Source organism: Vibrio sp. Vb2880 (assembly GCF_033337975.1).
GTDB lineage: Bacteria > Pseudomonadota > Gammaproteobacteria > Enterobacterales > Vibrionaceae > Vibrio > Vibrio alginolyticus.
Window position 1 is genome coordinate 39,593 of record NZ_JAWORT010000012.1, and the last position, 22,838, is coordinate 62,430.

24 protein-coding genes are annotated in these 22,838 nt (G+C 45.8%); 17 read left to right on the forward strand and 7 right to left on the reverse strand.

All coding sequences use genetic code 11. The features are described 5' to 3' along the window. Window positions 1–244: 244 nt before the first annotated feature. The 7 genes from R7M92_RS14270 to R7M92_RS14300 form a co-directional block, all read right to left on the reverse strand. On the reverse strand, window positions 245–1,612 hold the full coding sequence (locus R7M92_RS14270; protein WP_025766961.1) for a TrkH family potassium uptake protein: 1,368 nt from the start codon (window positions 1,610–1,612) through the stop codon (window positions 245–247). After that, complete coding sequence (locus tag R7M92_RS14275) at window positions 1,609–2,271, reverse strand: potassium channel family protein (RefSeq protein WP_005388291.1); 663 nt, start codon at window positions 2,269–2,271, stop codon at window positions 1,609–1,611. Before R7M92_RS14275 ends, R7M92_RS14270 begins: the two co-directional genes overlap by 4 nt. Window positions 2,272–2,524: 253 nt before the next feature. Further along, complete coding sequence (locus R7M92_RS14280) at window positions 2,525–3,733, reverse strand: DEAD/DEAH box helicase (protein ID WP_005382264.1); 1,209 nt, start codon at window positions 3,731–3,733, stop codon at window positions 2,525–2,527. A gap of 99 nt (window positions 3,734–3,832) precedes the next feature. Then, window positions 3,833–4,573, reverse strand: a complete 741-nt coding sequence (locus tag R7M92_RS14285) for a transglycosylase SLT domain-containing protein (RefSeq protein ID WP_017634789.1) — start codon at window positions 4,571–4,573, stop codon at window positions 3,833–3,835. A 210-nt stretch (window positions 4,574–4,783) separates the two neighbouring features. Continuing rightward, window positions 4,784–6,028 (reverse strand): NAD(P)/FAD-dependent oxidoreductase, encoded by a 1,245-nt coding sequence (locus tag R7M92_RS14290; RefSeq protein WP_005388294.1) that lies wholly within the window; start codon window positions 6,026–6,028, stop codon window positions 4,784–4,786. Window positions 6,029–6,035: 7 nt separating this feature from the next. Continuing rightward, complete coding sequence (locus R7M92_RS14295; RefSeq protein WP_005388297.1) at window positions 6,036–7,103, reverse strand: class I SAM-dependent methyltransferase; 1,068 nt, start codon at window positions 7,101–7,103, stop codon at window positions 6,036–6,038. Window positions 7,104–7,130: 27 nt separating this feature from the next. Then, window positions 7,131–7,529, reverse strand: a complete 399-nt coding sequence (locus tag R7M92_RS14300; protein WP_005382272.1) for a hypothetical protein — start codon at window positions 7,527–7,529, stop codon at window positions 7,131–7,133. 77 nt (window positions 7,530–7,606) lie between these two features. Here R7M92_RS14300 and R7M92_RS14305 point away from each other — a divergent pair, with 77 nt between their 5' ends. From R7M92_RS14305 to R7M92_RS14385, 17 genes are read left to right on the forward strand one after another with little or no spacing between them, the layout of a single operon-like run. Next, window positions 7,607–8,335, forward strand: coding sequence for a beta-ketoacyl synthase chain length factor (locus R7M92_RS14305; RefSeq protein WP_005388301.1), 729 nt, complete (start codon window positions 7,607–7,609; stop codon window positions 8,333–8,335). Continuing rightward, a complete protein-coding gene (locus R7M92_RS14310; protein ID WP_005388305.1) occupies window positions 8,332–9,099 on the forward strand; it encodes a lysophospholipid acyltransferase family protein in 768 nt (255 codons plus the stop codon). The genes R7M92_RS14305 and R7M92_RS14310 overlap by 4 nt, the downstream gene beginning before the upstream one ends. A gap of 13 nt (window positions 9,100–9,112) precedes the next feature. Then, window positions 9,113–9,373: a phosphopantetheine-binding protein gene (locus R7M92_RS14315; protein ID WP_005382278.1), complete on the forward strand. Its 261-nt coding sequence runs from the start codon at window positions 9,113–9,115 to the stop codon at window positions 9,371–9,373. Between the two features lie 15 nt (window positions 9,374–9,388). Continuing rightward, entirely contained in the window at window positions 9,389–9,646 is a 258-nt protein-coding gene (locus tag R7M92_RS14320; RefSeq protein WP_025766966.1) for an acyl carrier protein, read from the forward strand. Next, window positions 9,646–10,206, forward strand: coding sequence for a hypothetical protein (locus tag R7M92_RS14325; RefSeq protein ID WP_132936505.1), 561 nt, complete (start codon window positions 9,646–9,648; stop codon window positions 10,204–10,206). Before R7M92_RS14320 ends, R7M92_RS14325 begins: the two co-directional genes overlap by 1 nt. A 4-nt stretch (window positions 10,207–10,210) precedes the next feature. After that, window positions 10,211–11,611: an AMP-binding protein gene (locus R7M92_RS14330; RefSeq protein WP_318133679.1), complete on the forward strand. Its 1,401-nt coding sequence runs from the start codon at window positions 10,211–10,213 to the stop codon at window positions 11,609–11,611. Window positions 11,612–11,621: 10 nt separating this feature from the next. After that, window positions 11,622–11,990, forward strand: a complete 369-nt coding sequence (locus R7M92_RS14335) for a 3-hydroxyacyl-ACP dehydratase (RefSeq protein WP_017634794.1) — start codon at window positions 11,622–11,624, stop codon at window positions 11,988–11,990. Then, the gene (locus R7M92_RS14340; RefSeq protein WP_318133681.1) at window positions 11,983–13,689 is read left to right on the forward strand and encodes a glycosyltransferase family 2 protein; all 1,707 of its coding nucleotides are present in this window, start codon (window positions 11,983–11,985) and stop codon (window positions 13,687–13,689) included. Before R7M92_RS14335 ends, R7M92_RS14340 begins: the two co-directional genes overlap by 8 nt. Then, complete coding sequence (gene hutH, locus R7M92_RS14345) at window positions 13,673–15,226, forward strand: histidine ammonia-lyase (protein ID WP_213896176.1); 1,554 nt, start codon at window positions 13,673–13,675, stop codon at window positions 15,224–15,226. Before R7M92_RS14340 ends, hutH begins: the two co-directional genes overlap by 17 nt. After that, the gene (locus R7M92_RS14350; RefSeq protein ID WP_213893653.1) at window positions 15,226–15,672 is read left to right on the forward strand and encodes an acyl-CoA thioesterase; all 447 of its coding nucleotides are present in this window, start codon (window positions 15,226–15,228) and stop codon (window positions 15,670–15,672) included. The genes hutH and R7M92_RS14350 overlap by 1 nt, the downstream gene beginning before the upstream one ends. Then, complete coding sequence (locus tag R7M92_RS14355) at window positions 15,672–16,292, forward strand: LolA family protein (RefSeq protein WP_273977062.1); 621 nt, start codon at window positions 15,672–15,674, stop codon at window positions 16,290–16,292. Before R7M92_RS14350 ends, R7M92_RS14355 begins: the two co-directional genes overlap by 1 nt. Beyond that, a complete protein-coding gene (locus R7M92_RS14360) occupies window positions 16,264–18,606 on the forward strand; it encodes an MMPL family transporter (RefSeq protein WP_318133684.1) in 2,343 nt (780 codons plus the stop codon). The genes R7M92_RS14355 and R7M92_RS14360 overlap by 29 nt, the downstream gene beginning before the upstream one ends. Further along, on the forward strand, window positions 18,603–19,214 hold the full coding sequence (locus tag R7M92_RS14365) for a DUF3261 domain-containing protein (RefSeq protein WP_053350454.1): 612 nt from the start codon (window positions 18,603–18,605) through the stop codon (window positions 19,212–19,214). The genes R7M92_RS14360 and R7M92_RS14365 overlap by 4 nt, the downstream gene beginning before the upstream one ends. A gap of 20 nt (window positions 19,215–19,234) precedes the next feature. Next, window positions 19,235–20,422 (forward strand): beta-ketoacyl-[acyl-carrier-protein] synthase family protein, encoded by a 1,188-nt coding sequence (locus R7M92_RS14370; RefSeq protein ID WP_262600304.1) that lies wholly within the window; start codon window positions 19,235–19,237, stop codon window positions 20,420–20,422. Next, on the forward strand, window positions 20,415–20,879 hold the full coding sequence (locus R7M92_RS14375; protein WP_017634799.1) for a hotdog family protein: 465 nt from the start codon (window positions 20,415–20,417) through the stop codon (window positions 20,877–20,879). Before R7M92_RS14370 ends, R7M92_RS14375 begins: the two co-directional genes overlap by 8 nt. Continuing rightward, window positions 20,876–21,601, forward strand: a complete 726-nt coding sequence (gene fabG, locus R7M92_RS14380) for a 3-oxoacyl-ACP reductase FabG (RefSeq protein ID WP_005388326.1) — start codon at window positions 20,876–20,878, stop codon at window positions 21,599–21,601. Before R7M92_RS14375 ends, fabG begins: the two co-directional genes overlap by 4 nt. After that, the gene (locus R7M92_RS14385) at window positions 21,598–22,821 is read left to right on the forward strand and encodes a beta-ketoacyl-ACP synthase (protein ID WP_053307508.1); all 1,224 of its coding nucleotides are present in this window, start codon (window positions 21,598–21,600) and stop codon (window positions 22,819–22,821) included. Before fabG ends, R7M92_RS14385 begins: the two co-directional genes overlap by 4 nt. Window positions 22,822–22,838: the final 17 nt, after the last annotated feature.

Here is a 22,838-nt window from a genome sequence, read left to right on the forward strand (position 1 = left end):
TCAGATAACACGACGTAGTTTGGTGTCACACTACAAAAGCGTCGGATTCCAAAACGCTGTTATGAGCGTAGCTTCTGAGAATATAAATTGAGTGAATGAATAGTATCGAAACGAAAGGAAGAAGAAATGAACTTCTACGAATTTGTAGGTAAAACTGGGCAACATTCCACATATTCTATAAATGTACGAGCACTGCTATTAATCAATGCTCGTAATGGTCGCGCGGCCATTGTTTAACGCTATATTAACCTGTAAGAACGGCGTCTTCTGGGTATTTGACCAAGGTAGGTTCAGGACGTGCCAACATGTAGGCAAGCGTGAGCGGCCCAATACGACCAATGATCATCACCACGATCATAATGTATTTACCAGGTTCAGAAAGTTCCGCAGTCAAACCGGCGGTGAGCCCCACTGTGGCAAATGCGGAAATGGTTTCAAACATAACCTTATCAAAGCTGGCCTTCTCGGTAAGCATCAATAAAAACATTGCGCTTGTCAGGATGGCTCCGCTCACAACGATAATTGCCAATGACTTAGTCACAGTTTGCCAATTTATGGTTCGCTTAAACATAACCACATGTTTCTTTTGGCGTAAAAAGGTCCACGTAGCCATAAACGCAACAGCAAATGTGGAAACTTTAATACCGCCCCCCGTTGAGGTGGAACCCGCTCCAATTAACATCAGAACAATCATGACCAGTAAGGCCGGCTGGGTAAACAACGCCAAGTCAACACTATTAAACCCTGCCGTTCGCGCACTCGCAGATTGAAAGAATGCCGCCAACCATTGCCCTGTTGCAGGTAAAGACGCCATTGTGTTTGGGTTGCTTCGCTCAAGTAACCAAAACATCATCGTTCCGACTAAGAGCAATATCGGTGTCGCAATCAGCATGATTTTGGTGTGAAGATGCAAAAAGTGGAAACCTTTGCGCCAGTTTAGCCAGATGTCACCCACAACAGTAAAACCAAGCCCGCCAAAAATGAATAGCCCCGCCAGTGTAAAGATAACCAACGGATCATTCACAAAGCTCATCATACTGTCAGAAAACAGCGCGAACCCAGCGTTGTTAAATGCAGAAATTGCATGAAACAAGGCGTAAAACATACCAGTCTGCCAGCCCATTTCAGGGACCCAGCGGATAGAGAGAAAAATAAACCCGACCGTTTCTGCAACAAGCGCGAAAACAACAATCCGCTTTACTAGTCGGTTTAGATTGACTTGCCGATCTTGCCCTAATGCTTCTTTCGCCAGCGCTTGTTGACGCAAACTCAAACGCACGCCGAACATATAGAGTAAGACCGCCGACAAAGTCATCTGCCCCAACCCACCGATTTGCATTAAAAACATCAGCAAGATTTTACCCGCAAGCGTAAAGTGTTGCCCAGTATCGACAACACCAAGCCCTGTCACACTAATAGCGGACGTTGCGGTAAACAAAGCATCCGTTATCGACAGGCCCGTAACAGAAAATACTGGCAAGGTTAGCAATACCGCAGAAGGCAGTAAAACACCGAGAAAACTGAGCAATATAATTCGCGGTTCATTGCCTTTCGCTTTCTCTTGTTTACCATCTGGTGCGTAAAAAACACCTTTCTGATGAAAATACGTCATAGCGATTTTAATTTATTTGCGAGCGCATCTTGAGGGCCGACCACAATAATTAGGTCACCAATTTCTAGTGTGGTATTAAGGTCAGGTGCCTTGGTAATTTCTGGGCCCCGTTTAAACCCTAGCACTTGCACGCCATCGACTTTGCACAGAGCCAAATCACTTAGTGTCTTACCCATCCAACGAGAGCCAATCACAAACTCCGTCATAGCTAAGCCACTGCCTAATGGGTGGAACTCAAGAACCCGTTTATCGAGCATTTTACGCGCGACACGTATCCCCATGTCACGCTCAGGCATGATAATGTGGTCTGCGCCAATTTTTTGCAGAACACGAGCTTGGAAGCGGTCGTTGGCTTTAACCCATACTGACTTTACTCCCGCCTCTTTAGCAATCAATGTCGCAAGAATACTGGCATTGACATCCGCTCCGATGGCAATCATCACCATGTCGTAATCATCAAGTTTGAGCTCAGCAACCGTCTCTTCGTGAGTACAGTTAGCCACAACCGCCTGACTAACAAAACTGGCGGCTTCTTTAACTCTGTCTTCGTTGATGTCAACGGCTAAAACTTGAGCGCCTGAATCTTGTAACTCTTTACACACTGCCAAACCAAATCGGCCAAGACCAATAACGGCGAATTGCTTATCACCTGTTTTCATTTGTGCCCCATCTTATTATGCATTCATTAGCAAGCAAAAAAGTTTGCGCCCATTCCTTACCTTGTGCAAACCTGCGGACAGATAATTGACAAAAGCTTAACGCACCTTGATTCACTTTACGTGTTAAGCGTATGACACTGATTAACTTTTTTCCTCATTACCGAATAGAAACCGTCGCGATGGCTACATAATTGGATGCCTTAAAACGCAAAAAGCCGCAAGAATGCGGCTTTTAGATCATGGGATAAACTGGCTATTTTGATTCGCGCTTATCGTGCGGTTTACGTTTATTCTTAGGCACGTAATTTAAAATTGAAATTGGTACTGGCTTTCTTGGCGCAAAACCTTCAATTTCCACTCGCTCTAGCAAGTGCCCTAAACGACTTTCAATCATGCAGAGGTTCTTAAAGTCGTCTTTTGAAACCAGTGATATCGCCTCACCTTTCGCGCCAGCACGACCTGTACGACCAATACGATGTACATACTCATCCGCTGGGTAAGGTAAATCGTAGTTGATGACAACTGGCAGATTATCAATATCAATACCGCGCGCAGCAACGCCGGTTGCGACTAAGTACTGGATTTCACCCGCTTTAAACTTTTCTATTAATTCCTGGCGAACACGCTGATTACGGCCACTGTGGAATGCTTCTGCCACAATGCCACGTTTCTCAAGTTGGCTTACCAGTTTGGCTGCGCCGTGTTTAGTTTCAATAAATACCAGTACTTGCGACCAGTCATTTTCTTTAAGCAAGTGACTTAACAGCGACGACTTCATGTCTTTATCGACGGTCGTGATCCACTGTTTAATATTTGATTTTGAGGCACTGTGCTTTGCAATCGTGATCTCTTCAGGATCAATAATCGCATTTTTCGCCAAGTCACGAACAGGGTTAGATAACGTCGCTGAGAACAGCAAACTTTGCACATGTTCTGGCATACAGTCGACGATTTTGTCGATCGCATCGATGAATCCCATATCCAACATTTTGTCGGCTTCATCAAGCACTAGCATTTCCACTTCATCAAAGTGAATCGCGCGTTGACCGTACAGATCAATCAAGCGCCCAGGCGTGCTTACCACAATATCGACCCCCTCGATCAAGGCTTGTTTTTGTGGTGCATAATCCACACCACCAAACATCGCCATTGAGCGTAATGGTAAGTTTTTACCATAAGCTTCAATACTTTGATGAACCTGAAGCGCAAGTTCGCGTGTTGGCGTTAGGATAATCGCACGAGCGCGTTTTTTACGTTGCGTTTCGCCTCGACTAAGCTTTTCTAAGATTGGCAGAACAAAACTGGCCGTTTTACCTGTGCCCGTTTGCGCTGCTGCAATTAAATTGCGGCCACGCAATACGATTGGAATGGCTTTTTGTTGGATAGAAGTGGGTTTTTCATAACCTAGCGCTTTTACTGCATCAGCAATCGATGCGCTTAAACCAAGCTTAGAAAATGGCATAGAAAGGTCTCAACAGAGGAAATGGGCGCGTAGTGTATCAGAATCCCCGTGAAGTAACAGAAGGATTCATGCGCGAAAAACTAGGAACATGACACAATCTTAGCCCAGGAAATTGGGCTGCAAACCTTTTTCTAATTTTTTCCTCACTTTGTAGGAAACATCATTAAGCGTGATTTTCCCCGTTTTGTGGCGGTCGATACCTGCATTCTGTCGATAGGCAATTGAGCCTTGTCTGAACAAAACGAAAGACGGCGGTTTACCAATCGCAGCAGGGTAGAGAATGGCCATGTAAGCATCTTCTAAGCTATTAATTTTATTTCGATAGGGCCAATAGTACGCTTTCACATAGTCAAGTTGTTCAAGCGCGCTCATTCTCGCAAGAGTCTTTGTGTTCACTCCTAATGACTCTGCGGTAGAGGGCATAAATTGAATTAACCCTGTAGCCCCGCTTCCGGAACCATTTTTGATGCTTGGACTGAAAGTTTCAGCAGTTTCAAATGCCATGCACGCCATAAGATGATTAGGATTGATCTTTAGCTCTTTACTAATACGGATGACTTTAGATTTGAACTCTGGAGAAACTTTCCCTCCCCACGCTACCGCGTTCTCGGGATCTGCAATCGAAGAGACCGTTGATGCGTCATGTTCTTCGACAATTTTAGAAAGTAGAGGAAGCGTTTGGCGTAGTCGATGGCTCGAACTCACCAAGCGAATTGATTTGGTAAGAAACTTGTCTTTTTTTTGGTGTAGTTTTTGGAACTTTACTAACTTATACAGTTGCTTATAAACCGTTTTCACAACGAAGCCAGATGTAGGGAACACTCCCAGAATGTAATCCATTTCCTACAAATTTAATATAAATATCAGCAACACGAATTCTAGATGTGATCAATGTCACCATAAAAATTCTCAAATTCGATACACACCGATGTAAGTGGTCAATGTGTCTCCAACACGCTAGAAGTAAAAGTAAAGAGGCATTAAAAAGGTCTTACCAATTTTTTGGTAAGACCTAGGTTTACTGATTCTCGGATAAGCGAATGTATATTCTTACAGTTCAGCTTCCCGAACCAGTTCTGCAAGCGTCGACAAACGCTGCTCACTTTGTTTTACGTAAGGATTATTCGTATCCCAAGCATATCCAGCCAAAATCGCACTAATCATCTGTTTAATACGTGGGTTCGGGTTTTGATAGAAAATCACATCTTGCAACGTGCCGTTGTACCAGCCTTCCACATAAGTGCGGAATGTGTTCACTCCCACCATTAAGCGTTGCGAGTACTCTTCTTGCCAATCAACCTTTTCACCATTCAGCTGACGAACCACGCAGTCCGCTGCAAACTCGGCCGATTTCATGGCGATAGTGACACCCGATGAAAATACAGGATCAAGAAACTCACCTGCATTACCAAGCAACGCGTAGTGCTCTGTCGCTAAACGTTTGACGTTAGCAGAATAGCCACCCAACTCGCCTGCTGGATTCGGGTAATTCGCATTTCGCAACAAAGAAGCCAAACCCGGCTCTTCATTGGCTAACTGCTGCAACGCTGCAATCTTATCTTCTGGGTATTGTTCGAAAAATTCTGGCTCACCCACCACACCAAACGAACAAGTACCATTAGAGAATGGGATTAGCCAGTACCATACGTCGTGATTTTCAGGATGAACTGAAATTAAAATTTTGTTGCGATCGTATTCCGGCTCTTGGGGAGAGATATGATCTTCGATATGGGTAAAGATCGCTTTTCTAGGCGGAAGACAAGAAGGTTCTTCTAGCTCCAACAAGCGTGGCAAAACACGCCCAAAGCCACTTGCATCCAACACAAAATCTGCTTCGATTTGATAAGCCTTCTTATTTGAGTCGAGCACTTCTAATCGAGACTTTTTCCCTTCAAACACTAGGTTGAGCAGCTCATGCTGATAGCGAATCTCTACGCCTTGCTCTTCAGCGCTATCTGCCAATACTTTATCAAAGTTGGCACGTTGAACCTGAAACGTCGTGCCCGGTCCTGGTGTGTATTTGTTTGTAAAGTCGAACTGGGTGTATACGCCATTACGACGAAATGCAGCACCATCTTTATACTGGAAACCAAACTGCTTTACTGCATGAGTCATTCCTGCTTGTTCAACAACTTCCATACATGCAGGGAGTAGGCTTTCTCCTATGGAAAAACGTGGAAAAGTCGCTTTTTCTAAGACAACAACATCTATGCCACGCGATTTTAATAACGCAGAAACGGTTGAACCTGATGGCCCCGCTCCTACGACAACAACTTGCTTGAGCTCTGTTTTCATTCTGAATTTAGTTTGCTTGTAGTTTTAATAAGGTATGACCAAGGCCAATATTGTCGGTTCTTTCAACGACAGATAAACCTGCCGCTTCGACAATTTCTAAGAAATCATCACTGCGATAAAAGCGACTATTACCGTTAGCTAAACAGGTAAAATAAAGAGAAGTGGCATTAAGGCTATAGGAAGCTCCCGCGTATTTTTGAGCATCCCAAAACAGCTCCAATACGTAAATAGTATCTCCCTTCGTTAACTGGGCTTTAACTTTTTTAAGGATATTGAGGATCTCAATTGGGGAAAAGCAATCCAAGAACTGGCTCATCCACCATACGTCAGCGTGTCCAGGCAATGTTTGTGCTTTATCCAGCATGTTTGCAGGGTATGGACGTACACGCTCGACGAACTGGTTTTCTGAAACATTCTTCATCGCTACTTCTAATTGCTGTGGTAAATCAACAATCGTCACTTGAACGTCAGGGTCATGTTTACAACACTGAATCGCCCATTTTCCCGTATTTCCGCCAATATCCACAAGATGCTTTGGCTTGCTTGCAAATACTTCTTTAAGCAGAAGTGGGAACGAGCGATCCGAATAGAAATGATCGAACTTAAACCAGCTCTGTTTGGCTTGTTCTGGTAACGTCGATAGACCTTGATAAATGGTCTCCCAATTGCCCAACTCTTTCAAACCTGACGGTTTACCTTCTTGAATTGCTTCCGTCAAATGCATCATCGCGGCGTAACAAACATCTGCCGTAAAATCCATGTTTGCATTCGTCATACCATCATGAAGAAGGTAAAAACCAAGGTTTGCAAGCGAATAGTTAGGTCGTTCCCATAAAACAATATGCGCACTAATCGCCATATCCAACAGTACTTTAACACCATATTCTGATACTCCCGTTTTCTCGGCAATATCTGTGGCACTCATGCCTTGAGCGCCAGCGCTGTCTAAAGCGGCTAAAATACCTAAATCTCGAAGCGTTTTGGCGGTCTGGAACACGATTGGTGCAAAAGATAACTTCTGAGCTTCTGTCTTCGCTTCAAAAGCATTAAAAGGGTCATTATTTTGATTTAACACGGAAAAACCTAACTGCAATTAATAGTTTTATTGTTGAGATTGATTGCCCAACAATGCAATAGCTCGCTGAATATCAACATTCAAGTTGTTTACCCAACGATTGTAATTGCGGTGGATTTTGCCATCACTTGCTTTGAGATTTACTGAGTTGAGATAAATAATTGAGTAATATTTATTATTGTATGGGATTTTTACTTCTGCAGAGTGTTTACGAACGTGGATTTTTGCAATAAGAACACCAGGGCTTACTTCTTCGATCGTCCAGCCTCGGTTAGTTGCTGATTGCACTATGGCCATTTTTACTTGTTTATTTTGAAGATCATAAGCAACTGGAGTATCCTCCACATTCATTACAGGTTGTACTCGTCCACAACCAACAAGAAGCAAAGTTAATAATAACGAGACATACAGCTTAAAACGCGACATGATAATTTCCTTTTTTATTGTGAATTTGGGTCAACCCCAATTTGTATCGAGCTGTAAAATAAACAATTTAACCCAATATGCCAAACTCGAAGATCAACATTTCGTTCAATATTGATGCGTGGACAGCGAATTCATTCGGTTTATCCGAATCCAATGAATGGAAACAATGGGCAACAGAGATAAAATGGCCAGAAGATGGCAAAATCAATGTTGCAAATATTCCTGCGATGATGCGCAGAAGAATGAGCCCACTCAGTAAACTGGCGGTACAAACTGCAATCGAAATGCTTAATCAACATCAAGTTGATTACCTTGTATTTTCAAGCCGTCATGGTGAACTGCATCGCAGCGTCGCACTAGTTGAAGATATAATTAATGGAGAAGAGGCGTCTCCGATGGCTTTTTCTCAATCGGTGCACAATACCGCCGCAGGGCTTGCCACTATCGCAACTAAACAACCCATTCCCCTAACTTCTATCGCTGCGGCAGAAAACACATTCCAAAGCGCAATATTAGAAGCATGGCTGTTTTTGTCCGACAATCCTGACAAAAAAGTACTGCTTATTGATTTTGATGAGCCTATGCCTGACTCTTACTTAGAATATGAAAACCAACAATACAAAGGGTTTGGACTTGGCTTGATACTTTCTCATGGAGACAAGTTCGCGATACAAAGCTCCATAAACGCAGAACGTTCCGGTCATCCTCTTCCTCAAGGTTTAGTATTTTTGCAACAATACTTGTTAGATAAAAGCCAGTGGACTATTTTCGCTCCGCAACAAGCTTGGGAATGGCACAAAAAATGACTCGCTTAAATCAGTATTGGCGTGTGCTAGCAACAGGCTTTTGTTTTTCAGTATTTGGGTTAGGTGGTTTAGTACTGAGTTTCATTGTTATTCCGACCATTCGTATTTTTGTTTCAGACCAAACGGAACGCGAATATAAAGTTCAGGGTGCGATTCGATATTCATTCAACACATTTTGTAAATTGATGAAGCTAAGTGGCGCAATCGATTATCAAATTATTGGTGCCGATATTCTTCAACAAGATCGTAATTGTTTAATTGTTGCCAACCACCCTAGTTTAATCGATTACGTTCTCATTGCTTCACAATTAAATCGCTGCGACTGTTTAGTAAAATCGGCAATATGGTCGAATCCTTTTATGAAGCACATCGTAAAAGCAGCCGGATATATTCCCAATGAAGCACCGGATGATTTATTAGCACTTTGTGATGAACGATTTAACAAAGGCAACGTGTTGCTTATATTTCCTGAAGGAACAAGAACAACACCAGGTGTAGAGCCGAAATTACAACGCGGTGCAGCACAAATTGCGGTAAGAACAGAACGAGATTTAAGAGTTGTCCATATTACGGTAACGCCAAGTTTCCTCACAAAAGAGAAAAAATGGTATCAAGTACCGGCAACAAAGCCCTTTTTCAGGGTTGAAGTTAAGGATAAAGTTGAGATTACCCCCTTTATAAAGCAAACTACGTCGCCGACAATAGCGGCGCGACGCTTACAACAGCACCTAGCTGAAAACATTTTTCCAGAAAACTTTTATTAATAAGCAGGTCCCAGTGGAACAGTTACACAACGACATTAAGCAACTTATTATTGATGCTTTAAACCTTGAAGATTTAACCGTAGATGATATTGAAACGGATGCACCACTTTTTGGTGATGGACTTGGCTTAGATTCTATCGACGCGCTTGAGCTTGGACTCGCAATAAAAAAACAATACAACATCGTTATTGATGCCGACGACTCAAATACGCGCGAACACTTTGCGTCTGTAGCAAATCTAGCGAAATACGTTTCTTCTCAAACTAATGAATAAGTTGTAGGTATATTCATGACTGATGTAAATAAAGATCAAGTATTTGAACAAGTTAAAGATGCGCTTGTTGAGCTGTTCGAAATTGATGCAGCCGACATTCAATCAGATGCGCACTTATACCAAGATCTCGATCTTGATAGCATTGACGCCGTTGATTTGGTCGTACACCTACAGAATGTCACTGGCAAAAAAATCAAGCCGGCAGAATTTAGTACAGTAAGAACCGTCGACGATGTGGTTAACGCTGTTACTGAGTTATTGAAGGAAAGTTAATGCGCCAATTGCTGACTGGTCTGTCTGCAATTGTACTGTTTGCCTACCCCTTCGCCGTCTATTTCGGTATAGATAAATTTGGCTTGAACTTAGTTGGGGGCTTGTTAATTGCTGCGTTACTTTTGCGTGTTTTCGTCGCAAATAAGACCCCACTAAAAGAGTTTAAGTTCTTGGCGCTCGTTACGGGCGCTGTTGGCATTGTCCTAATTACGCTTGGCATGGTGTTTAAACAACATGGGTGGCTTCAGTTTTACCCTGTCGTTGTCAATGTATGTATGCTGTGTGTATTTGGACTGAGCTTAAAACAGCCGCAATCGATCATAGAGAGGCTTGCTCGCTTGCAAGAACCCGACCTTCCGGCTAGTGGCGTGACTTACACTCGCAAAGTGACGATGGTTTGGTGCGCCTTTTTTACGCTCAACGCTGCTGTTGCACTCTATACCTGTTTCCTACCAGTAAAAATATGGACGCTTTATAACGGCCTCATCAGCTACTTACTTGCTGGTGGCTTGTTCGCTGGAGAATGGATCGTGCGTCAATTTGTTCGAAAGGAACACTAATCGTATGAATACAACGTATTCGAGCTTTACCTCCCTAGCGACCTTGTTCATCGCAGAGAGGTCTGAGCAATCCCCAGTCTCTTACGAGCGCGACACGGTTATCACGTGGGGTGATTTCCAGCAGCACGTCGCAACACTTGCTCAGCAGTTAGAAACCCAACCAACGCAAAACATTGCGTTGTGTTTTGGCAACAGCTACCTGTTTGCCGTTGGCTTTTTTGCTTGTTGTTATGCAGGAAAATCCATTGTATTACCTGGTAATTACCAACCAGAAGCACTCAAAGAGCTCAGTGAGCACTACGATTTGTTGCTGCATGATGCCGATGTCTCGGTTCCAGAACTGGTGAGCTCGCTTTTGATCGAAGCTCAATCATTGCTAGAAACCACCGTGATTAACGAGCCAGAGGCCAAACAACCTTATTTTTGGCGAGAATTAAACCTAGCGGAAATACCGGTAACGCTATTCACTTCGGGTTCAAGCGGCACACCAAAAGCCATTGCAAAAACGCTTAAACAGCTCGATATCGAAGTTTCTATTCTAGATAACCTATGGGGCGACACAGTTGCCAACACACGCGTTGAAAGCACCGTTTCTCATCAACACATTTACGGCTTGCTGTTCCGCGTATTGTGGCCTTTGTGCTCTGCACGTCCATTTTCAGCACACAACCTAGAGTTCCCAGAGCAAATTGTCCATCACGCCGATGCTGACACCACGCTAGTAAGTAGCCCTGCGTTACTTAAACGACTCAGTGAAGAGCACGATCCGGTTGCGATTCGGTGTGTATTTTCTTCTGGTGGCCCCTTGCCAAACCAAGCGGCGCAGCACAGCCAGGAGTTGTTTGGGTCACTTCCTATTGAAGTGTTTGGCAGCACAGAAACCGGCGGCATTGCTTACCGTCAGCAGCACGAAGCTAGCACTCCCTGGACGTTATTCCCTGGTGTTGAAGCCGAGCTTAACCATGAAAATTGTTTAAAGCTCCGCTCGCCACACATTGATGAAAACACTTGGTACCAAACTGCGGATGAATGCTATTTCCATGATAGTATTTCTTTTGAATTGCGTGGACGCACTGACCGAATCGTCAAAGTCGAAGAAAAGCGTATTTCCCTTGTCGAAGTGGAAAAACGTTTAGAGCAATTGCCGTGGGTTCAAGAAAGCGTGGTGATCCCAATGGAAGAATCTGGTCGCCTCACGTTAGTCTCGATCATCGTACTTAACGATCAAGGCAGCGATGTGCTTAATGAACTTGGTAAAGGCAAATTTTGGCTTGAGCTTCGCAAGGCACTGCGCAATTGGCTAGAACCGATCGCTATCCCGAGAAAATTCCGAGTGGTCGACGAAATTCCATTGAACAGCCAAGGCAAACGCCAAGTTGCTGAAATTGAAAAACTATTCCAATAAAGCTAGTAACATGGAAAAAAGAAAACCAACTATTCAGAATATTGAAGTGAGTGACCATACCGCGGAGCTGTCGCTGCGAGTGGATGCTGACATCTTAGATTTCCAAGGTCATTTCAATCACTTCCCTCTTTTACCCGGCGTCACTCAAATTGATTGGGCGCTGTTCTACGCCGTTCAATATTTGAATACTCCCAAGGTATTTAAAGGAATGGAAGTCATCAAATTTCAAGAGCCGATTCTGCCAAACGCCGACGTTTGCCTCTCACTATCTTGGGACAATGAGCGCGAGAAATTGACCTTTAAGTACACATCGACAAACGGTGAAACCTTGGTGACTCACTCGTCAGGAAAAATGAAACTGGGTGAGTCACGTGAGTGATTATCGCCCCTGCTTTTTAATTCCTTGCTACAACCACGGCAGCACAATTGCAGACGTGGTTGCGTCGTTATCCTCTTTCGCTTTGCCAGTGCTGGCCGTTGACGACGGCAGCAATGAAGACACCAAACAAGCGCTTTCTGCTTTGAGCAAGCAAGGACTGATAAAACTGATTAGTTTGAGAGAAAACCAAGGCAAAGGTGGCGCTGTGATGGCAGGCCTACATCAAGCTCACCAACTTGGTTTTACGCACGCCATTCAAATCGACGCAGACGGTCAACACGACCTAGAAGCATTGCCGAAATTGCTCAGCGCCAGCGAAACAAAACCAGATAACCTGATTTCGGGCCAACCGATATACGACGAGAGCGTACCTAAATCCCGTTTGTATGGTCGCTACGCTACGCACGTGTGGGTGTGGATAGAAACCTTGTCACTATCTATCAAAGACAGCATGTGCGGTTTTCGCGCCTACCCAATGGCGAAAACGGTCGCCGTGTTGAACAAGTACAGCATCGGCAAACGCATGGATTTTGATATCGAAATTCTGGTGCGAATGTACTGGGAAGGCGTCGATATTGATTTTGTTCCAACGCGCGTGATCTACCCTGAAGGTGGCATTTCCCACTTCGACGCATTGTGGGATAACGTCAAGATAAGCTGGATGCACACTCGCCTATTTTTTGGCATGTTGCCGCGCATTCCTTCGCTACTCGCCCGAAAGCGCCGTCATACAGACGACAGCAATGCCCACTGGTCGAAACGAAAAGAACAAGGCACGATTTTAGGCATCAAAACCTTACTCGCGGTTTACCGCTTGTTCGGCAGAAAAGCGTTCGACCTGATTTTAAAGCTAGTCATGCGCTACTATCACTTCACGGGTCAATCTGCCCGCGAAGCGTCTGAGATTTACCTGAACAACTTACAGCACTACGCAGCGCAGCAGAACATCGCACTGCCAAAGCAGTTGGACAGCTATCATCATCTGCTTTCTTTTGGGCGTACCATGCTCGACAAACTGGCAGCATGGCAAGGTGACTTTAACGTCGATAACCTAACCATTCACGGCCAGCATCATTTCGAAGAGATGGCGCAGAAAAAACAAGGCGTGCTCATTTTAGGCTCGCACCTTGGCAATATCGAACTCTGCCGCGCGCTTGGTCGTCGACACTCTCATGTCAAAATCAATGCCTTGGTATTTACCCAACACGCTGAACAATTTAATGCGGTAATGAAGGCGGTAAACCCAAATTCGGAACTGAATCTGATTCAAGTCAGCTCAATGGGACCAGACACCGCGATTCTGCTTCAACAAAAAATCGAGCAAGGCGAATGGGTGGTGATCGTTGGCGATCGCACTTCCACCAGTAAAGAAAATCGGGTCGTTTGGGCAGATTTTCTTGGTAAACCCGCACCATTCCCGCAAGGCCCATTCATGCTAGCATCGGTATTAAAAGCGCCGGTTTACCTACTCTTCGGCCTACGCGACGATGAAGCAAACACTCCGCATTTTAATGTGTACTTTGAACACTTTAGTGACCAAATCACGCTACCGCGCAAGGAGCGTCAGCACGCACTAGAACACGTTGTTCAACAGTACGCACAAAGATTAGAACACCACACACTGCAAGCGCCGTTACAGTGGTACAACTTTTTTAACTTCTGGACTTTAAGTAATCAGCCACATGACAAACAACAATAATCACAACATCACTTTTGGTGCCCAATCTTTAACCATCGAAGATGTCGTTGCCATTGCTCAAGGTGCAAAGGCAAACATGAACACCTCGCCAGAATTTACCGCGAAAATTGATCGTGGCGTGGCGTTTCTGGAACGATTACTGAAAGAAGAAGGCGTTATTTACGGCGTGACTACAGGTTACGGCGATTCATGCACTGTGGCGATTCCACCCGCTCTTGTGGATGAACTTCCGTTGCACCTTACGCGCTTCCATGGCTGTGGCTTAGGTCAAATCCTTTCTCATGAGCAAGCTCGTGCGGTGTTGGCAACACGTTTATGTTCATTGTCGCAGGGCGTATCTGGCGTGTCTCACGATCTGTTGACCCAAATCGTTACGCTTATCAACCACGACATTGCGCCGCGTATTCCACAAGAAGGCTCGGTGGGCGCAAGCGGCGATTTAACGCCTCTTTCTTACCTAGCGGCGACCTTGATTGGCGAGCGTGAAGTGCTTTACAAAGGCGATGTGCGACCAACACAAGAAGTGTTCGCAGAGCTGGGCATTGAGCCAATTCGCCTAAAACCAAAAGAAGGTTTGGCGTTAATGAACGGTACATCCGTGATGACTGCCCTCGCCTGTCTTGCCTACAAACGCGCAGAATACCTAGCGCAGCTTTGCACCAAGATTACGGCAATGGTCTCTGTGGGTATGCAAGGTAACGATTTCCACTTTGATGAAGCGTTGTTTGCGGTAAAACCTCACCCTGGTCAACAGCAAGTTGCGGCTTGGCTGCGTGATGATCTCAATGCTGAACGTCCGCCACGCAATAGCGACCGACTGCAAGATCGTTACTCGCTGCGTTGTGCGCCACACGTGATTGGCATGGTGCAAGACTCACTGCCTTGGCTACGTCAATTGATTGAGAATGAACTAAATAGTGCCAACGACAATCCAATTATCGATGGCGACAATGAGCGCGTTCTGCACGGCGGTCACTTCTACGGTGGTCATATCGCAATGGCGATGGATACGTTGAAAGTGAACATTGCCAACTTAGCTGATTTGCTGGACCGTCAGATGGCGCAACTGATGGATTACAAGTTCAATAACGGCCTGCCGTTTAACTTAACCGGTGCAGAAGGCGAGCGTAAACCGATCAACCACGGCTTTAAAGCGGTTCAGATTGGTATCTCAGCTTGGACGGCAGAGGCGTTGAAAAACACCATGCCAGCAAGCGTTTTTTCTCGCTCAACCGAATGTCACAACCAAGACAAAGTGAGCATGGGCACCATTGCGGCTCGTGATTGCTTACGCGTACTTGAGTTAACAGAGCAAGTTGCTGCGGCTTCACTCCTAGCAAGCGTTCAATCGGTTGAGATTCGTCGCCGTCATAACGAATTGGACGAACACCACATGAGTCAGAGTTTGCGAGTAATTCGTGACGCCGTACTGAGCGAGTTTGAATTTGTGATTGAAGATCGCCCATTGGAACAAGATTTGCGCCATTTCATTGAACGCATTCAGCAACGTCATTGGCCACTCTACGCGGAGGTATAATGCAAGAGCAGGTTCTCTACCCATTAGAAGCGGAGGTGACTATGGTCACCTCTTTTCAAGATGCTGACCCAATGGGCGTGATTTATCACGGCAACTTCTTTCGATATTTTGAAGAAGCGCGTCGTGTGCTGATGGAGAAGATCCAATACAGCTATCGCGATATGCAAGACTCTGGGTACATGTGGCCGATCATCGACACGCGCGTTAAATACGTGAAGGCGATTCCGTTTAATCACACCATTCGTATTACCGCGCAACTCACTGAGTGGGAAAACCGCTTGCGTGTGGATTACGTGATTTACGACGCCGAAACGAATCAACGTATGTCCAAAGCGCATACAACGCAAGTCGCCGTATCCATTGAAAAGCAAGAGATGTGCTTTGTGTCTCCAGCAGTCTTTTTAGATAAAGTAGAGCAATGGCACAACCATGGGAGCCTGAACTAATGCAAAAGTGGTTACTCTCTTTTTTGTTGATATTTTCTGTTCCAGCATTGGCCACACCGACAGCAAACGTAACGGATTTGGCGTCGCTTCAACAGCAGTTGTCTCAGCATGAAATCGTACGCGGAGATTTTACGCAGCAGCGTCATCTGGAAATGTTTAGTCAACCTTTAACCTCTAAAGGTCAGTTCACACTGAGCAAAACACATGGCTTGTTGTGGCAACAAACTGAACCTTTCGCAGTCAATTTGGTATTGACGGAAAACAAACTTCGTCAGACTTTTGCCGACCAAGCTCCGAAAACGATCTCTGCAGAAGAAAACCCAATGGCGTTCTACTTTAGCCATGTGTTTTTATCCGTGTTCCACGGGGATACTTCTACACTGCAAGAACAATTCACACTCGATTTTTCAGTTGAGAACAATCAGTGGCAGCTCGTTTTAGTGCCAAAACAGTCGCCATTAAATGCGGTGTTTAAAGCCATCACCCTTTCCGGTAAAACGCACATTGATCGCCTAACCCTACAAGAGCTGCGTGGCGATAAGACCGAAATCACGTTTACGAACCAGACCTCTCTACCTCAGGAACTCACGGATGCCGAAGACGCTCAATTCCGTTTCTAAACTCAGTCTCGGCACTCACACCTTTGCTCTGGTTTGGCTCAATCTCGTTGTTTTAGCGGGCGCGTTGCTACTCAAACAATGGGTTTGGAGTGCAGAATCTCCGATTGAGACCAACATTTTAAAACTGCTGCCGAAGAACCAACAAAACCCGGTGGCTGAGCAAGCCTTTGAGTCGGTCTCGGCAAGTATGAGCGACAAAGTCATTTTCGTGATCACAGCACCGGACAAAAATGCCCTTTTTGCAGCGGCCGCTGAATTTGATAAGGGGTTACGCCAAAGTAATCATTTTCGCGATGTGGTGGGAAAGATCTCACCTCAAGAACAGCAAGCTTGGGCAAGTTACTACTTTAAGCACCGCTTCCAATTGCTGACGCCTGAACAACGAGAGCGTTTAAGCCAAAATCCAGAACAGCAAGTGCAGCATGTGATTCAGTCTCTGTACAACCCGTTTTCTGGGGTGACTGGGCAAGAGTTACAAAATGATCCTTTCTTGCTATTTCGTGATTATTTAAGCCAAGTTACCCAGCAATCGTCCTCTTTCCGATTGGATAACGGCTATCTGTCCGTCGAAAAAGACGATGCTCAATACTTGCTTATTACTGCCGAACTAAAAGACTCGCCTTATAGCCTAACTGGGCAGCTTGCAGTCCCTGATATTCAAGCGCTAGAACACAGCGTCGCGCAGAAATATGGCGCTGAAGTCTCACATACAGGCGTTCTATTTTACGCCGACTTTGGTACGCAAAGTGCCAAATCGGAGATCAGTACCATCGGTGTGTTCTCTCTGCTCGGTATCATTGCATTGTTCGTGTTGGTCTTTCGTAGTGTGATGCCACTGTCTCTGGCACTGCTTTCCATCACCATTGGTTTGCTCGTTGCGTTGTCCGTTACGACGTGGATTTTTGGAAAAGTCCATCTGTTCAGCTTAGTGTTTGGCGCAAGTTTAATCGGCGTGTCTATCGACTACGCATTCCACTACCTAACCGAACGCCTTGCGGCGGGAAATGAATGGGATAGCGAGCAAGGGTTAAAGCATATTTTCATAGCGATCACACTTGGCTTAATCACCAGTTTGATCGGCTATTTGGGCATGTTAGTGGCGCCGTTTCCTGGTTTGCAGCAGCTTGCGCTGTTTTCATCCATTGGTCTGATTGCCGCTTACATCACCGTGGTGGCTTGGTATCCGATACTGGCTCGTAACCCATCGCGCACCATTTCGACTTTACCGGGACAATCATTGTTGGCGAAATGGTTAACGCTTTGGAATCAACCTCGAATTAAAGTCGGATTACCGATGTTATGTGTGGTTGCGAGTGGCATTTTCTTGCTGCAATTGAACTACGATGACGACATTCGTCTGCTGCAAACGATGCCGAAAGATCTCAAGCAGCAAGAAACCTTGATTACGACGCTCAGTGGCATGCAATCTTCGCAGCAAATGTTGGTCGTTACCGCCGACGATGACGAAAACCTAATGAAAAAGCTGGAGTCTTTAACGCCAACATTAGAAGCGTGGAAAGCGGACAGCACCATCGAAAGCTACCAGAGTCTGAGTCGCTACTTGAGCTCAGTGGAGCGTCAGCAACAAGACTATCAATTGATTCGCGATCTTTACGCAACACAATCCAGCCCACTTGCATCCGGACTGGGCTTAAATAAAAAGCCGAAAATGGACGCCGACTTTATCCCTGTCACGGTTGATCAGTACTTGCAAAACCCAGTATCAGCGCCTGTGCGTTTTCTCCATTTGGGTAAAATTAAAGGAAAATCGGCAACGGTAGTGGTGTTAAAACAATTGCAAGACTCCGCCGTTGTTAAGGCATTTGCCAAATCACAGTCTGATGTTGTCTACCTAAACAAAGCTGAAGAAATATCCACCCTATTTGGTGAATACCGAATCAAAATCATGGAGCTATTGGCAGCCGCCAGTGCTGTGATCTTTCTGGTATTAATCAAGCGGTACGGTCTGCAACACAGTTGCCGAGTTTTACTGCCCTCATTGATTGCTTGCGCCTGCGGTCTTGCAACTGCTGTCGCGATGGGAACAACATTAAACCTGTTCAACTTGCTTGGCTTGGTGCTCATTCTTGGTATAGGGATCGATTACACTCTGTTCTTTGCCGAGAAAGCCCGCAGTGTGAGCACACTATTGGCGATCACCCTTTCGGCAATGACCACTGTGTTGTCATTTGGATTGCTGTCACTCAGCCAAACTCACGCGATTCACAGTTTTGGCATTACGGTGTTAAGTGGTATTTTTGTCGCTTGGCTGCTCTCTCCGATTGCAATTAAAACAGAGGAAACGACGTCATGATTTTCAATCACGCCTTTCGCTGCGCGACGTTATTCGCACTGAGCCTGTTTTTAAGTGCATGCAGCTTGGTCCCTCACCAATCGACGCCTCAGGTCGACATTGCCGAGCACACCCAAGTTAGCTTGCCCACTCCCGCAAGCTTGGGCTATCAGTTGTCTGCCAGTCAGTTAATTACGGCTTCTTGGGCAATAGATGGTAAAACCAAATCTGAGCAACTTCCGGTACAACTGCAAGTGATCAACAACGAAGTGGTGCTGGCAGGCTTCTCATCCTGGGGGACGAGAGTACTCTCACTGTCTTACGATGGAGAACAAATTCAAACCGAAGTGCTCAACGGTTTACAAGGTTCGCTACCGCAGCCAGAACAGGTATTATTTAACCTGATGATCACGCTCTGGCCGAGTTCCGCTTGGGAAGGGTCGTTAAATGAGGTAAGGTGGCGAATTATTGATAAAAATAATTCTCGCGCCATCTTTGATAGCGACGGTGAAAAGATCATTGAGATTCAATACAGCTCTTCTAACAAGTTAGAGGGTAAGATTGATTTTCATCACCTCAAACATCAGTTTTCAATTTCTATTCAAACACTGCAACATCAGATTAATTAAGAAAAATTTAGAATAACAATATGCCTATTCGCTCTTCTCAACCTTTGTATATTCAGGCCTGTGGCTTTCACTCTGCCATGGGGCAAGATGACGCGCTCATCCACCAGTGTTTATCGGGAGCGAAGCCATCCAACATGGTGGTTGACCGAGATATTTTAATTTCAGGCCGCCAAACAGTAATCGGTCGAATCGCACAGACGTTACCGCAATTACCACCCGCACTCAGCCAGTTTGATACGAGAAACAACCGCCTCGCACTTTCGGCTTTGCAGCAAATCGAAGGCGACGTGCGTGACGCCATTGCTAAATATGGCCGTGACCGTATCGCAGTCGTGATCGGCACCAGCACATCTGGCATTTCAGATGGCGAAATCGCATTTGGTGAAAAGCTGGCAAAGGGTAATTTTCCTGCCGACTACCATTACACCAAACAAGAGCTTGGCAACTGCAGCGATTTTATTGCCGCCTACTTTGATTTGAGCGGCCCACATTACTCAGTTTCAACCGCCTGTTCTTCTAGTGGTCGTGTCTTTTTAACCGCGCAACGCCTGATTCGCTCTGGCATTGTTGATGCGGTTATTGTGGGTGGTGTAGATACCATTTGTCGGCTAACACTAAACGGCTTTAACGGTCTAGAAGCTCTATCCGATAGCCTTTGTAAGCCGTTTGATCAACATCGCAACGGCATCAATATCGGCGAAGCCGCAGCATTAATGTTGCTAAGCAAAACACCTGCGCCCGTTGCTCTTCTCGGAGCTGGCGACAGCTCAGACGCACACCATATTTCCGCACCACATCCAGAAGGGTTAGGCGCAGAAGAAGCGATGAAAAAAGCGTTGGCCAATGCAGGACTTACAGCGCAAGACATTGGTTACATCAACGCGCATGGCACAGCAACGCCGTTAAACGATGCGATGGAAAGCAAAGCCATTCATCGCTGCTTTGGAGACTCCGTTCCCGTAAGCTCGACAAAGCCACTTACCGGACACACATTAGGCGCAGCAAGTGCAACGGAAGCCGCGATCACTTGGCATATTCTCAAGTACAACCTTGATTTGCCAATACAACACTGCGAAACCAAAGCAGACGATATCCATATATCGTTAGTTGAGACGCCAACCAAACTGGGTAACAAAGCGATTCTCAGCAACTCTTTTGCTTTTGGTGGCAATAATATTAGTCTTATTTTTGGTTACGCTCATGACTAAACTTCCTCCCATCGAACAACTTTTGCCACACGACAAACCAATGATCTTGGTCGATCGTGCTTTGGATGTTCAACAAGATACGATTCACTGCCAGGTTGATATCGCAGAACACAACCCGTTCTTCGACTCGGCCTCTCAAACTGTGCCAGCTTACGTTGGCATTGAGTTTATGGCGCAATCTGTCGCGGCGTGGTCTGGTTACCACGCATTAATGAAAGAACAAGCGCCACCGATTGGCTTTTTGCTTGGTAGCCGTCGATACACGTCTGAATGCGATACGTTTTCTCGCGGACAGGTGCTCGATGTGTATGCTGAAAAAGTTATGGAAGATAACGGTATGGCGGTTTTTTCAGCCCGTATTGAGCTACAAGGAACTGTTGTAGCGACTTGCCAATTGAACGTTTACGTTCCATCAGAAGAAAAATTACAAGAAATGAAAATCAGGAGTCAACAATGACCCGACAAGTCCTCGTTACAGGTGCCAGCAAAGGCATCGGTAAAGCCATTGCCGTTCAATTAGCCAAAGATGGTTTCCAAGTCATTGTCCATTACATGGGCGATCAACAAGGCGCGCAAGACACCCTAAACACCATCGAACAGCATGGTGGTAGCGGTCGTCTTATCCAATTCGACATCAGTGACCGTGCAGATTGTCGTGAGAAGCTAGAAGCCGATATCGCCGAACACGGCGCTTACTATGGCGTCGTGAACAACGCTGGTATCACAAAAGATACCGCTTTCCCTGCGATGACCGAAGAAGAATGGGATGGTGTGATTCATACCAACTTAGATAGCTTCTACAACGTTCTTCACCCTTGTGTTATGCCAATGGTGCAAAAGCGCAAAGGCGGCCGAATTGTTACGCTTGCATCAGTCTCTGGCCTAATGGGGAATCGTGGTCAAACTAACTACAGCGCAGCGAAAGCGGGCGTAATTGGTGCAACAAAATCACTCGCGCTTGAACTGGCAAAACGCAAAATCACCGTCAACTGCGTTGCTCCAGGGCTTATCGACACAGGTATGGTAGACGAACACGTGAAAGAACATGCGATGCCGCAAATTCCTTTGCGCCGCATGGGAGAGCCAGAAGAAGTTGCTGGTTTAGTCAGTTACCTTATGTCTGACATCGCAGGCTATGTAACTCGCCAAGTCATTTCGGTAAACGGAGGCCTAGTATGAGCCGTCGAGTTGTTGTAACCGGAATGTCAGGCGTGACTGCGTTTGGTAACGATTGGCAATCTGTCGAACCAAAACTGCGTGACTGCCAGAACGCGACGCAATACATGCCTTCTTACGAACAGTATGATGGTTTGAACACCAAGCTCGCGGCACCAATTTTAGATTTTGAACTGCCAAAGCACTACAAGCGCAAGCAAGTACGCGGCATGGGGCGTGTTTCCAAATTGGCGACCGTCGCAACAGAAAACGCACTAAGCCAAGCAGGTTTGATTGGTAACGACGTACTCACCAATGGTCAAACGGGTATCGCATACGGCTCATCAACAGGCAGTACTGACGCAATCGGCGCATTTGGTGTCATGCTGAATGAGAAAACCACTAAAGCGATCACCGCAACGACTTACGTGCAAATGATGCCGCATACCACGGCAGTGAACGTTGGTCTATTTTTCGGTTTGAAAGGCCGAGTGATCCCAACCAGCAGTGCATGTACCTCTGGCAGCCAAGCAATCGGCTACGCCTACGAAGCGATCAAGCACGGCTACCAAACGGTCATGGTTGCTGGTGGCGCTGAAGAATTGTGCCCAACGGAATCCGCGGTCTTCGATACCCTTTTTGCCACCAGTCTGAAGAATGAAGACCCGAAAAGCACACCAAGACCTTATGACTCCGATCGCGATGGTTTGGTGATTGGTGAAGGTGCGGGAACGCTAGTTCTGGAAGAGTACGAACACGCCGTCGCTCGTGGCGCGAAAATCTATGCAGAAATCATCGGTTTTGCCAGCAACTGTGATGCCGCACACGTCACTCAACCACAGATGGAAACCATGCAAATCTGTATGGAAATGGCTTTGCAAAACGCGGGCATTCCTTCTGAGAAGATCGACTATGTATCTGCTCACGGCACTGCCACCGACCGCGGCGATATTGCGGAAAGCAACGCAACAGCGAATGCTCTGGGCAAAGTGCCAATCAGTTCACTCAAGAGCTACTTTGGCCACACACTAGGCGCCTGTGGCGCGATTGAAGCGTGGCTAGGTTTAGAAATGATGCACACAGGTTGGTTTAACCCAACGCTCAACCTAGAAAACCTCGACGAGCAATGTGGCGATTTAGACTACATCGCCGGACAAGGCCGAGAGCTGGACGTGAAATATTTGATGAGTAACAACTTCGCCTTTGGCGGCATCAACACCTCCATCATCTTTAAAAAGATGTAATGCCCTTAGTAAATGCA